Source organism: Neobacillus jeddahensis (genome assembly GCF_000612625.1).
Lineage (GTDB): Bacteria > Bacillota > Bacilli > Bacillales > Cytobacillaceae > Neobacillus > Neobacillus jeddahensis.
The window spans coordinates 21,454-33,845 of the sequence record NZ_CCAS010000005.1 but is presented as its reverse complement, the minus strand read 5'-3'; the positions used below and the strand labels follow the sequence as shown (position 1 = coordinate 33,845).

Below are 12,392 nucleotides of genomic sequence, written 5' to 3'. Positions count from 1 at the left end.
GGCTTTTCTTTTTGTCTTAAAGTTGGCCAAAAGAATACGGCGCCTTACCGCGCCACACTTTCTTTCATGCTCAGTAGCCCTAATTTTTCTCCAACCTTAATTTCTTTTGGTGTTTCGATTGAAGAATCTATTTTATATACATCCTTTTCGAAAAGTAAAACAACTGTAGATCCAAAACTAAAATAGGCCATTTCTTCCCCTTTCTTAAGTTCTGTCCCCTTATGAGTGGTTTCGATTGAATTAACAAACATTGCCCCCACCTTCACAATAGAAATATGGCCATTAGTCGTTTTCACTTCCGTAATCACCCTGTAATTCTTGGCAAGTGTATGACGACCGTACTTTAATCCCCATTTATTTACTGGATATGATTTTGATCCACGCGTCCATTGCTTTGTCACTATTCCATTCACAGGACTATGAATTCGATGATAGTGACTAGGACTTAAATATAAAATCATATAGGTACCGTTTATATATTTTGTTAATCGTTCACGATCACCTAGCATTTCTTCAATTGAATAGATTTTTCCTTTCACAACAATATCACTTGTTTTTCTAATGGTTCCAACATCCTCGATAACCGCATCCACTGGACTTACAACGCTATCATCACTATTATCAATTTGTCTAGCCCCTTTTTTCAAAGTCCGAATAAATAAATCATGAAGGGTCGAATAATCCGATACGTCCTTCTCCATTTCTTCCTGATTTAAATGATAAACTTTGGCGAAGGAAGGTACGACGAAACGGCTAATCCGTGCACGTGCAAAGCCCTTTAAAAGGCTGGAAGTCCATCTCCCGTTTGTTAACTCAATTAAAAGACGATAAACTACTTTTATCATGAATAGGCCCCCAAATAGTGTAAAAATACTCTTTACGAACTGACATAAAACGCTTAGAATTAAATAATATAGAGTAAAATAAAGAAATTGATATTCCCCTAGGCTTACAAAAGGAGTTGTGTGGAGAATGTTTTTATTAGACGTATTGGATAATACAGTAAAAAAATTAAAATCCCAAACAGCGAATGTCATCACTTTAATAAATTTATCTTTGGGCGGTTTTGCGATTGTTCTCGAATTACATGGGAATTTAAGGTTAAGCCTACTGCTAATTTTTATAGCTGCCTTAGCCGATCGTTTTGATGGAATGATTGCCAGAAAATTTAATATTGAATCCGAGTTAGGCAAGCAATTAGATTCCATGAGTGATATTATATCATTCGGAGTCGCACCTGCACTATTACTATATCAAGGAATTTTATATGAATTTGGCGGACCAGGTTCGTTTTTTACTGTTTTCTATATCGGATGCGGTGCATTTAGGCTAGCACGCTTCAATATTACGGAGAGCAATGGGTATTTTACTGGGTTACCGATTACTGCAGCTGGTTGCCTAGTAACCTTAAGTTTCTTAGCCATTCCCTACCTTCCATCCCAAACGTTCTTATTTATTATCATCATTTTATCATTCCTAATGGTTAGTTCATTTAAACTGAGAAAAGTATAATCACCATCTGACAAAACTAGATATGATGAATCGAATCTGACTTGCTTTAGCCGTACGCTAGAGCGGTCATTTTTTATTTTTCCGCAAATAAAATTATCAGGACAGACACAATTCAGCGTTTTTATCATAGGAATTAGTAAATGGGCAAGAAGCCTAAAAAGCACGGGGGTGGATGTGGATGTCTGGAATCTTAACAGCTCTCGGATATTTAATGAAAGAATTTTTATTTCTTGTTTCATATGTAAAAAATAACGCCTTTCCGCAACCCCTATCTGCAGCGGAAGAACGAAAGTATTTACGCTTAATGGCAGAAGGGGACCCGAATGCACGGAATATGTTAATTGAACACAATTTACGTCTTGTCGCACATATCGTCAAAAAATTTGAAAATACTGGAGAGGATTCTGAAGATTTAATCTCAATTGGGACAATCGGATTAATCAAAGCAATTGAGAGCTACTCAGAAGGCAAAGGAACCAAGCTTGCCACCTATGCGGCTCGTTGTATTGAAAATGAAATCCTAATGCATCTAAGAGCTCTTAAAAAAACAAAAAAAGATGTTTCCTTACATGATCCGATCGGTCAAGATAAAGAGGGTAATGAGATTTCCCTCATCGATGTCTTGAAATCAGAATCTGAAGATGTCATTGACACCATTCAACTGAATATGGAACTTGAGAAGATCAAGAAATACATCGAAGTCCTTGATGATCGGGAAAAAGAAGTCATCATTGGCCGATTTGGACTCGATTTACAAAAGGAAAAAACACAGCGGGAAATCGCTAAAGAGCTTGGGATCTCCAGGAGTTATGTTTCAAGAATTGAAAAGCGTGCATTAATGAAAATGTTCCACGAATTTTATCGAGCAGAAAAGGAAAAAAAGAAAAAGAACTAAGGGCCTTAGCGATAATAAAGCGAAGGATTCATGCAGATTACTCTTGGTAAACGATCCAAAATCAAAAAAAGAGCGGGAGAGTTTTCTCCTGCTCTTTGCTCTATTCAGTCATTAGACACTTTATTTACCATCTTTCAGAAGGCCGTTCCAATTCTTTCCGCTATCCATGGATTCATACACATCATTTTTATAAGTTGTAAAGGCGATTTGATTATTATTTTTTGGATTCACCGTCAAGTAGGTAATCGGATTATCATAATCAAGAAAAGGAATGTTGATATTGAGTTGTTCTCCAGTTGAAGGATTAAGTGTCTTTAATAAGATTTTATCGTTTTCAACACTTGAAAATAATAGACTATCTCCACTAAACGTCAGAGCCGTTACCATAAAAGGATCAGTAATCCGTTTCATCGTATTCCCATTATCACTTGAATAATAAATTCCTGACCTTGTCGACATCGCGATCGTTTCCCCTTTAGTCGAGTGAACAGCAATCATTCCAAGAGAATCTGAATCGAACTCCTTGAACTCACTTTTTTTCCAAGTTTCTCCGTTATCAAGTGAATAATTTACCCCTAATGGTAATTCATCTTCTCCTTGTTCACTAATTACATAAAGAGCTTTTCCTGAAAAACTAGCGGCCGTAAAATGAAAATTATATTGACCATTGAAGGCTAATTTTTGTAGTGTTTCTCCTTTATCACTACTCAGCACTAAACCAAAAGGATCCTTCAAGTCAATCCCCTTTTGTGGGTGACCACTAGCAATAAAACCTGTTTCCATCGCTTGAAACCCAATATAGTCATGACGATTTGTGGTTGTTTCATACCACTTTGTATCCTTGTACATTTTCAATCCATCATTGGAAGCTAAATAGAGGGCATTGTCATTACCGGGATAGCCAATTCCCCGTATATTCTTCAGTTTAATTGAATTTGCCTCGACTATTTCAAATTTTGCCTTTGATATTTCCTGCTTCTCTGGCATGGTTTGGTTTTGTTCTGATTCCTTATTTGTACAACCAGTAATGATCAATAATAGCCCCACCATTATGGCAAGAACCAGTTTTATTTGAATCTTCATTTTTTACCCCCTGTTACACTCCATATTAAACTATGAGGTATTCATTTATGAATCCTTATCCATCCACTTATACCCCAGTCCCCATACAGTTGTCAAATAATCGTTCTAATTAAAATTATACTACAAACACGTAGTTTACTAGGTGAAATTGTGATCATTCTGATTTTCATTAGTTTTACCATTTTTCTTTCATAGGGTAAAAATATAGAATTTTTGAAAAAGTAAACATATAATTAATAGGTAGATAAACAAAGGGGTGACAAACCATGACAGTTAATACATATACCGAAGTTTGGGATCTTGATGTTTTTTTTAAAGGAGGAAGTCATTCTTCGGAATTTCAGGAACACCTAATCCAAACAGAAGAACTAATCAAACATTTCGAATCAAAAGTAAACAACTGGACACCCAACAACTCATTAGAGGACGCAGATTACTTGCAGGAATTGCTAACAGATCTTGAGAAGTCGGCAAAAAAACTGAGCCAGGCTAGGGCATTTGTCGGCTGTTTATTGGCACAGAATACAGAAGATAAACAGGCCTATGCACTCGATGCAAAAATGACTAGTTTAAGCGCCGCCTTCCAAACTGCACTTGGATCATTAGACCATCAATTGACAACCTTTGATGAAGTTGTATGGAATCAACTTGTAACCAAAGAGGCAGTAAGTGAGCTTGCCTTCGTCTTAACGGAAAGTCGTGAAAAAGCACGGGAAAAGCTATCTAAAGAAGAGGAAGCCCTTATCAGCAGTCTTGAAGTGGATGGATATCATAGTTGGGGACAGCTGTATGATTTAATCGTAAGTAAAATCAAAGTACCATTTATTGAAAACGGAGAAATGAAACAACTATCCGTTGGGCAGGCATATAACAAATTCTCAAACCCCGACCGTGAAGTTCGGGCAGCAGTTTTTAAGAATTGGGAAAAGGCTTGGGGAAATCAAGCAGATTTTCTTGCGAAAACGTTAAATCATCTCTCTGGTTTCCGTTTGAATGTGTATAAAAAAAGAGGCTGGGATGATGCATTAAAAGAACCACTCGCTATAAACCGAATGGAAAAAGCTACCTTGGAGACGATGTGGTCCGTTATATCGGAAAATAAGCAGAAACTTGTCCACTATTTGGAGAGAAAAGCTAAACTTTTAGGCCTAGAAAAACTAAGCTGGTATGATTTAGAGGCTCCTTACGGAGAAAGCGAATCAAAGGTTTCCTATCAAGACGGGGCCAAATTTATTGAACAGAATTTTAGGCAATTGGGAGAGAAAATGGCAGCTTTTGCGAAGAATGCATTTGAAGACCAGTGGATTGAGGCCGAGGATCGTCCAGGAAAAGCACCTGGAGGTTTTTGTACTTATTTACCTGAGAATGAACAATCTCGCATTTTCATGACCTACTCAGGAACACCGTCAAATGTTTCCACTCTCGCCCATGAACTTGGCCATGGCTTTCATTCCTTCGCCATGAGAGATGTGCCGTTTCTAAATTGTAATTATGCCATGAACGTGGCAGAAACTGCCTCAACCTTTGCTGAAATGATTGTTGCCGATGCAGCCGTAAAAAATGCTCAGACAGAAGAAGAAAAACTCGTTCTTCTTGATGATAAGATTCAACGAACGATTGCACTATTAATGAACATTCATGCTCGATTCTTATTTGAAACACGTTTGTATGAGGAAAGAAAACATGAGACTGTTACAGTAGAAAAGTTAAATGAAATGATGCTTGATGCGCAAAAGGACGCTTACTGCAATGCCTTAGAGGAATATCATCCATTATTCTGGGCCGCGAAGCTGCACTTCTTTATTACTGGGGTACCATTTTATAACTTCCCATATACGTTTGGATATCTTTTTTCACTAGGAATCTATGCTCAGGCACTTGAAGAAGGTAAGACTTATGAAGAAAAGTATATTGCGCTATTACGCGATACAGGATCAATGAAGGTAGAAGACTTAGCCAAAAAGCACTTACAGGTAGATTTAACAAAAAAAGACTTTTGGGAAAAAGCAGTTCGCCTCTGTCTTGACGATATTGATGAATTCCTGGAACTTACTGAAGAGAAATAACTCTATACTAAATAAATGAGCATCGACCATTTTTGGTCGATGCTCTTTCTAAGTTTATAAGCAATGACAAAAACGACTTTTTAGTGTTAACCGGCTTTATTACGCACGATTCTTTGTCCTGATTCCTATTCGACACTAATCTCTGCTGAAATTACGCAGCCAATCGCTCCAGTAATAACAAGAGCCATCACAACCATGAACATATTCTCCACCCCTTAGATTGATCCTGGTATTTTCTAATTTGAATTTACCATATTTTCACGGTTGTAATCTGAAGGAAATATGAACATTTTGTTAACTCAGCTAGGATTTCTGTAGCAAAAGGGATAAACTATGATATTGTTTTATTCTTTTTTCTTCGATCGAAAAATTAGTGACCAGAGTAAACTATGCAATGGCATGTTGTTACCTCCTAATTTTTTTATTGCGGCTAGGTGGTATCCTTCATATCCCATAAGCTAGCCCCGCGTCCTTGTAACAATAAAAACATCATTGTTAAAACCACCTTTCTTTTCATAAATTTTTAATTTCCTTACATCATTCGATACATCGAGGCTTGGCGATCTTTATTTTTTTCATATAGTTTTTCTATCATTTCCTGATGTGCTACTTCTTCAAGACTTGGTTTTCGTTTATGAATGGTGATCGTTAGAAATAAAATATTTAGGGTCATAGATATCCACCTCCTTTAGATAATTTATTGATTCGAATGCCAACAACATTCTTACTTTATGCCAAACATATCCAAATGGCGAGTAAAAAGGGCACAAAAAGGCCGCAAGAAGTTAATCCCTTGCGGCTTTCTTTTTTGTGCACAAAAATACCGCAAGGCATCATTCTCCCTACGGCATGGATATGTATTGTCACTTAAGTTAAGCGATCCATTCCAGTCTGGTCGAATGCGAGATATTCAAATATAAAGTTTTCATTGCTGAACCTGAAGCAACTGTTGCAACTGCGCCAATTCTAAATACCATCATGTTCTTCGACCTCCTTTGGAATTTTTCACTTACTATGGTAATTATATCCACGAACAGATACTTTGTAAACCTTTTTTCTTAAAATTTTATAAAAAAGCCTGATAATGCAAAAATAAGCGATTCCAAATAAAACGGATCGCTTATTTTTTAGTGTCATTCTATTCTAATGCTTGAGCTAAGTCTTCGATTAGGTCTTCTACGTCTTCAAGACCCACTGAAATGCGGACTAAACCGTCAGTGATTCCTAATTCTGCCCTTCGTTCAGTTGGAATAGAGGCATGCGTCATTCTTGCCGGAACAGAGATTAAACTTTCAACCGCGCCTAAGCTTTCTGCCAAGGTAAAATAGTTGATTTTACTTAGGATCTGATCCGCCTTTTCTGCGCTTCCTACATCAAAAGAAACCATACCTCCAAACCCTCGTGCTTGTTTTTTAGCAATTGCATGATTTGGATGTGATTCTAAGCCAGGATAAAATACTTTTTCAACTTTGGAATGTCCTTGTAAGAACTCCACAATGGCCTTTGTATTAGCTTCCGTTTCTTCCATGCGAATTCCTAGTGTTTTGATACCCCTGATCAGCAGCCAAGAATCCTGCGGCCCCAATACCCCTCCAGTCGAGTTTTGTACAAAATGTAGCTCTTCTGCTAGCTTATCATTGTTCACTACCACTAAACCTGCCACAACGTCACTATGACCGCCAATATATTTAGTTGCACTATGGAGGACAATATCAGCACCTAGTTCAAGTGGATTTTGCCAATATGGAGTGGAGAATGTATTATCCACTATCGTTAATAGATGATTTTCTTTTGCAATTTTTGCCGCTGCCTCGATGTCAGTTATCTTTAATAAAGGATTGGTTGGTGTTTCTATATAAATTGCCTTCGTTGTGGGTCTGATTGCATCCTTAATATTTTCGATATTGCTTGTATCCACAAATGTAGAATCAATTCCGACACGGTTCAATACTTTTGTCATGACACGGAATGTCCCACCGTAAACATCGTCAGTAAGGATCACATGATCTCCACTATTAAATAGCATCATAACAGCAGTAATTGCCGCCATACCTGAGCCAAATGCAAAACCAGCACTTCCGCCCTCAATATCTTTAATAAGCACTTCAAGGGCATTTCTAGTCGGATTTCCTGTTCGGGAATACTCATATCCCTTGTGTCCACCGACCCCCTCTTGTTTATACGTACTTACTTGATATATCGGGAATGATACCGCTCCAGTTGCTGGATCTTCACTTATACCACCGTGAATTAATTTTGTTTTTCTTTTCAATTTAAATACCTCCTTCAAAAATCTTCTTACTTAAGTATCGCTCACTACCGTCTGGAAAAATGACAACGATTTTTGTACCTGGCTTTGCTGTTTTCGCTTCTTCCAATGCGGCATGAAAGGCTGCCCCTGATGAACTTCCTACGAGCAGACCTTCTTTTGCGGCAAGTGCTTTAACAAGACCAAAGGCATGATCATCTGTCACTGTGTATATAGCATCGAAATAAGCTGGCTCCATATAACCTGGCAAAAACTCCATACCAATGCCCTCTGTTTTATGTGGACCGGATTCTCCACCATTTAAAATCGATCCTTCCGGCTCGACAATAACGGTCTTTACCGCACTGTTCTGATCCTTTAAAAAGCGAGCAGTCCCCATGAACGTTCCACCTGTGCCGGCCCCGGCAATAAAGACACTCACTTGACCGTCCATTTGCTCCCAAATTTCTGGCCCTAGCGTTTTATAATAGGTTTCAGGATTTGCTGGGTTGCCAAATTGCTGCGGACAATAGGCTCCTGGAATTTCCTTCAACAATTCCTCTGCCTTAGCGATTGCACCTTTCATCCCTTGCTCTGTTGGTGTATGGACCACTTTGCCACCAAGCGCCTTCATTAGTTCCTGCTTTTCAATACTAAATTTCTCCGGCACACATAAGATAACCTGTACACCTGCATTAATTGCAGCAAGCGCCAAGCCAATTCCTGTATTCCCTGCAGTTGGTTCAATAACAGTTCCACCAGGCTGCAATTTCCCGCTTGTTAGTGCCTCACGTAACAGCTCAACCCCAAGCCGATCCTTCACACTACCACCTGGGTTCATGAATTCCAGCTTTGCAAAAATACGCACATCTTCTGGCAAAGGAAACTGTGTGATCTCAACGATGGGGGTGTGGCCGATTAATTCATGTACGTTTTTATAGACGTTCATCATTTCACTCCTGACAACTATCTTAAGCCTGCTACCATTTTCATAACAAGTGTGGCCGAATTGGTGGCGGCTTTATCTATAAACTGATCAAATGAAAGTTCAGATTCCTTCCCAGCAATATCCGATAATGAACGGATAATGACAAAGGGAACCTCAAAACGATGGGCGACCTGTGCAATCGCGGCTGCTTCCATTTCCACTGCTTGTAGATCAGTAAATTTTGACCTCACAAAAGCAACACGTTCTGGGTCCTCCATAAAGGAATCTCCCGTTACAATTAAGCCCTTTTCAATTTGGAAAGTTTCCATTTCATTAGCAGCTGCTTCCGCTAATGCGATTAATTTATCATCTGCTACGAAGGCAGCAGGCAACTGTGGCACTTGCCCATATTCATAGCCAAATGCCGTGACATCGACATCATGATGGCGAACTTCCGTAGAAATAACTGCATCACCTACGTTCAGGGCAGGATTGAAGCCCCCTGCTGAGCCTGTGTTAATAATATAGTCTGGTTTATATTTTTCAAGCAGGATGGTCGTGGACATTGCGGCATTTACCTTGCCAATTCCTGAACGAAGCAGGATGACATCTACTCCATGCATTGTTCCAAACGTAAATTCGCATCCCGCGACAGTTTCTTGTGTCCTGTTTTGAATATTGTCTCTTAATAAGGTAACTTCTTCTTCCATTGCTCCGATGATAGCGATTTTCATACATTGACCTCTTTCTTAATTCCTACAATTATACTATGATTTTATCTGAAATCATGTTATCATACTATACCCATTTCTTCAAATACATTGCGACAAGAGTAACAATTAACTACAATAAACGTAGTGAAAGGATGATGATAATGAACTTTCAATTGAATTTGATGGAAGACAAAGTTGAATTTTTTGAGGCAACTAACCTTCAATCTTTACAAAAAAAGATAGAGGGACAAATTGATGAGAATAGGGTCATCATGCTTGGCGTTCACTCGGTATCCCACCAAATGCATGTGACCGAAAATGGACAACCGTTTTTCACTGCAGTTGTTCACTTCAAAAAAAAATAGGACGGTGCCTCGTGTTTGGCCCCATCCTATTTTAGTTATCTTTCTAATTCAGCTAATTCTTCAACCTTTGTTGGCATCCAGCCTTCACCATCTACCCATTGGATAAAAACCTTATACTTTTGTTGTTGATCCGTTGAGTATACAGTACCAACAGCAGCATTGGTGGTAGTCTTATCACTGCCGAGCCAATAAACCTTCATATTACTCTGGTCTAAACCTGTAGCATATGTGATAGCATTCAACATTTCCTGCCAATCGACTCCATCAAAAACGGGTGTATGCTCCCCTGTTTGCGTAGTACCAACTGGTTTCCAACTAGGATTTTCAATTGTTTTAATCACATTTCCGGTGCTGCCGCCCTCAGAAACCACTTCCTGTGATTCATCTGCCTTTTCAGGAGTGGTAGCTTCATCACCTTCTTGGTCATCTTCTGTCGCCTGCTCAGATGTTTTGTCATCCTTAGTGACCTCTTGATCTTCCTTGGCCTTTTTCTCTTTATGTGAAGTATCTGTTTGTTCGGTTTTGGTAATTTCCTTCTTGTCTGAAGCATTATCATTACCTGATACAAAAATATTGTATCCAACAAAAATGATTAATAGCAAGACAACGACAATTAAACTATTTAAGACGAGATTGGTTTTTTTCCTTTTCGCACGGTATCCAGAGCGCGAATTAGAGTTTAAATCATTACTCATTTGAATCCCTCCGTAAAAATAAGGCTCTCAATATTCTAACATGAATCAATGAGAACTTGAAGGGAAAACCTAATACATTACTCCTTGCCATCAACTTTCTCATACAACAGCTTGACCATATCGGCAAATAACGAATTAACGCCACCCTCTGAGTCGAGTACATCCAAATTAACCGTCACCAAAGCATACTTGGGATTTTGATAAGGAAAATAGCCTGCGAACCATTTATTATGGAGTTGTTTTCCCTTCACGAACTTCCCTGTTTCAGCCGTCCCCGATTTACCTGCCACTTCGTAAGGCAAGTCTTTAAACACTCTTCCCGTCCCATTGGGATTTAGCACAACTTCTCGAAGCAATTTTTGCAGTTTCATGGCTGTGTAAGGTGAGATTGATTCTCCCTTCATGCTTTTCTTCGGAAAATCTACCATCGTAGTCCCATTTTTATATTCAATTTTCGTGACAGCTCTGACCATTTCTTTTTTGCCCCCCCTGGCAATGGTAGCCATCATATTGGCAACCGCTAAAGGTGTGGCACGTACCTCATCTTGACCAATCCCAGACATGGCAACAAAATTGGCATCCTTCCTAGCCTCATCAGATACAAACACTCTTCCATTGTCCTCGTCTGCAAGTTGTTTGAAGTCACTAGTGTGATACACATCCCCATGCCAGCCCACTGTACCTAGTAGTGACAATTTAGCGGCATACTCTTCCATTAGATTCGGGTTCGCCTTTTGTACTTCTTTCGCAAGTTCACCAAAGGCACGGTTACAGCTTCTGGCAAAGCTTGTGGAAAAATCAAGCATACCATAGTCATATTTTAATTCAGGATCACCATTTATTTTTTTACTACAGTCAAAAAGGCGTGTTGGACCTACAAGATTTTGATCGATTGCAGCAGCCGCGATAACCGTTTTAAACACAGAGCCCATAATTTGTTGCTTCAACATATTGTTTGCAATCCCTGCACCACTGTATGGATCTTTTTTATTAATCACGGGTCTCGATACCATGGCTAGAACTGTATTATCTTGAATATCAAGGAGAACGAGGCCTCCCTTTTTTATCTGATACTGATCCACTAAATCCTCCGCTTTTTGCTGGATACTTTTATCAAGCGTTGTCCGTACGTTCACAGGGTAGAAGGGATTTGCAGGATCAACATACTTCACATTTATCCCGAAAAGTGGTGCTCCAGTGCCATCTACGTGGTAAACGAGCTTTGAATTACCTTCGGGTAGCAGGAACTCATCAAAACTTTCCTCAAGCCCCGATACGCCTAATAAGGTCTTGTCTGATAACTCCTTGTTGGGATAGCGCTGCTTTAATTCTTGTACATTTTCTCCCGTCATCCCAATTAATTGCTCCGCTGGTATCTCAGAACGTTCAAATTTCTTTTCTATGGCAAAAACGCCGGGAATGTTTAATCCATTAATTCTTTCCATTTGGGACGTTGTCAGTTCAACAGGTTGTGGATCTCCATAGGCAAATGGTTTTTTCGCGCCTTCAACAGCCATTTTTAAAATATTTTCCGAAATGCGAGAGATAGACGCAACCTTGTCTGCATCCCAATCCATCTTTTTTAAAAATGGAAACAGGACGAGAACTGCAGCCTTTTTATGAGTGAGCATTACCCCATTTCGGTCAAGAAAATTCCCTCTGCCATTATCAATTACCAACTCCTGGGTTCTTTGTTTAACACTTTCCTCAAGCAAATTAACATTATGCTTAGAAAATGTCTCTGTATCAATCAATTGAATTTGCATTAACCGTCCTAACAGGAGTAACAAACCGATCATACATAGGTAAAGCCATCCTTGCGCCCGCTTCTTCCACATAAAAAACACCTCGTCAAAAGTTTTGACGAGGTGTTTGCATTTCAAACCA

12 protein-coding genes are annotated in these 12,392 nt (G+C 39.1%); 4 read left to right on the top strand and 8 right to left on the bottom strand.

Features of this window, described 5'->3' with window-relative positions; all coding sequences use genetic code 11:
- Window positions 1-44: 44 nt before the first annotated feature.
- Window positions 45-845, bottom strand: a complete 801-nt coding sequence (locus TY15_RS03515; protein WP_040207900.1) for a phosphatidylserine decarboxylase — start codon at window positions 843-845, stop codon at window positions 45-47.
- A gap of 127 nt (window positions 846-972) precedes the next feature.
- On the opposite strand from TY15_RS03515, the gene pssA reads away from it, so the two are divergent.
- On the top strand, window positions 973-1,512 hold the full coding sequence (pssA, locus tag TY15_RS03510) for a CDP-diacylglycerol--serine O-phosphatidyltransferase (protein ID WP_040207899.1): 540 nt from the start codon (window positions 973-975) through the stop codon (window positions 1,510-1,512).
- Between the two features lie 178 nt (window positions 1,513-1,690).
- On the top strand, window positions 1,691-2,407 hold the full coding sequence (gene sigK / locus TY15_RS03505; RefSeq protein ID WP_040207896.1) for an RNA polymerase sporulation sigma factor SigK: 717 nt from the start codon (window positions 1,691-1,693) through the stop codon (window positions 2,405-2,407).
- Between the two features lie 120 nt (window positions 2,408-2,527).
- Here the strand turns inward: sigK and TY15_RS03500 are convergent, their stop codons facing one another.
- Window positions 2,528-3,490, bottom strand: a complete 963-nt coding sequence (locus TY15_RS03500) for a F510_1955 family glycosylhydrolase (RefSeq protein ID WP_040207894.1) — start codon at window positions 3,488-3,490, stop codon at window positions 2,528-2,530.
- Window positions 3,491-3,756: 266 nt separating this feature from the next.
- Between TY15_RS03500 and TY15_RS03495 the strand changes: the two genes are divergently transcribed.
- A complete protein-coding gene (locus tag TY15_RS03495; protein ID WP_040207893.1) occupies window positions 3,757-5,556 on the top strand; it encodes a M3 family oligoendopeptidase in 1,800 nt (599 codons plus the stop codon).
- Window positions 5,557-6,088: 532 nt separating this feature from the next.
- Here TY15_RS03495 and TY15_RS23435 read toward each other — a convergent pair.
- The 4 genes from TY15_RS23435 to mtnN form a co-directional block, all read right to left on the bottom strand.
- A complete protein-coding gene (locus tag TY15_RS23435; protein WP_074432767.1) occupies window positions 6,089-6,229 on the bottom strand; it encodes a YrzI family small protein in 141 nt (46 codons plus the stop codon).
- Between the two features lie 465 nt (window positions 6,230-6,694).
- The gene (locus tag TY15_RS03490; protein ID WP_040207892.1) at window positions 6,695-7,828 is read right to left on the bottom strand and encodes a bifunctional cystathionine gamma-lyase/homocysteine desulfhydrase; all 1,134 of its coding nucleotides are present in this window, start codon (window positions 7,826-7,828) and stop codon (window positions 6,695-6,697) included.
- Between the two features lies 1 nt (window position 7,829).
- Complete coding sequence (locus TY15_RS03485; RefSeq protein WP_040207891.1) at window positions 7,830-8,753, bottom strand: PLP-dependent cysteine synthase family protein; 924 nt, start codon at window positions 8,751-8,753, stop codon at window positions 7,830-7,832.
- A gap of 17 nt (window positions 8,754-8,770) precedes the next feature.
- Window positions 8,771-9,466 carry a 5'-methylthioadenosine/S-adenosylhomocysteine nucleosidase gene (gene mtnN, locus TY15_RS03480; RefSeq protein ID WP_040207889.1) on the bottom strand — a complete coding sequence of 232 codons (696 nt, stop codon included), beginning with the start codon at window positions 9,464-9,466 and terminating at the stop codon, window positions 8,771-8,773.
- 140 nt (window positions 9,467-9,606) lie between these two features.
- Here mtnN and TY15_RS03475 point away from each other — a divergent pair, with 140 nt between their 5' ends.
- A complete protein-coding gene (locus TY15_RS03475; RefSeq protein WP_040207885.1) occupies window positions 9,607-9,810 on the top strand; it encodes a DUF2536 family protein in 204 nt (67 codons plus the stop codon).
- A 35-nt stretch (window positions 9,811-9,845) separates the two neighbouring features.
- On the opposite strand, the gene TY15_RS03470 is transcribed toward TY15_RS03475, so the two are convergent.
- Both TY15_RS03470 and TY15_RS03465 read right to left on the bottom strand, forming a co-directional pair.
- Window positions 9,846-10,505, bottom strand: coding sequence for a YrrS family protein (locus TY15_RS03470; RefSeq protein ID WP_040207884.1), 660 nt, complete (start codon window positions 10,503-10,505; stop codon window positions 9,846-9,848).
- 77 nt (window positions 10,506-10,582) lie between these two features.
- Window positions 10,583-12,343 (bottom strand): peptidoglycan D,D-transpeptidase FtsI family protein, encoded by a 1,761-nt coding sequence (locus TY15_RS03465; RefSeq protein ID WP_040207883.1) that lies wholly within the window; start codon window positions 12,341-12,343, stop codon window positions 10,583-10,585.
- Window positions 12,344-12,392: the final 49 nt, after the last annotated feature.

What these genes read in the sequence shown, in the direction of transcription:
- TY15_RS03515 (WP_040207900.1), bottom strand. Translation starts at nt 845, where the DNA reads ATGATAAAAGTAGTTTATCGTCTTTTAATTGAGTTAACAAACGGGAGA.
- pssA (WP_040207899.1), top strand. Translation starts at nt 973, where the DNA reads ATGTTTTTATTAGACGTATTGGATAATACAGTAAAAAAATTAAAATCC.
- sigK (WP_040207896.1), top strand. Translation starts at nt 1,691, where the DNA reads ATGTCTGGAATCTTAACAGCTCTCGGATATTTAATGAAAGAATTTTTA.
- TY15_RS03500 (WP_040207894.1), bottom strand. Translation starts at nt 3,490, where the DNA reads ATGAAGATTCAAATAAAACTGGTTCTTGCCATAATGGTGGGGCTATTA.
- TY15_RS03495 (WP_040207893.1), top strand. Translation starts at nt 3,757, where the DNA reads ATGACAGTTAATACATATACCGAAGTTTGGGATCTTGATGTTTTTTTT.
- TY15_RS23435 (WP_074432767.1), bottom strand. Translation starts at nt 6,229, where the DNA reads ATGACCCTAAATATTTTATTTCTAACGATCACCATTCATAAACGAAAA.
- TY15_RS03485 (WP_040207891.1), bottom strand. Translation starts at nt 8,753, where the DNA reads ATGAACGTCTATAAAAACGTACATGAATTAATCGGCCACACCCCCATC.
- mtnN (WP_040207889.1), bottom strand. Translation starts at nt 9,466, where the DNA reads ATGAAAATCGCTATCATCGGAGCAATGGAAGAAGAAGTTACCTTATTA.
- TY15_RS03475 (WP_040207885.1), top strand. Translation starts at nt 9,607, where the DNA reads ATGAACTTTCAATTGAATTTGATGGAAGACAAAGTTGAATTTTTTGAG.
- TY15_RS03470 (WP_040207884.1), bottom strand. Translation starts at nt 10,505, where the DNA reads ATGAGTAATGATTTAAACTCTAATTCGCGCTCTGGATACCGTGCGAAA.
- TY15_RS03465 (WP_040207883.1), bottom strand. Translation starts at nt 12,343, where the DNA reads ATGTGGAAGAAGCGGGCGCAAGGATGGCTTTACCTATGTATGATCGGT.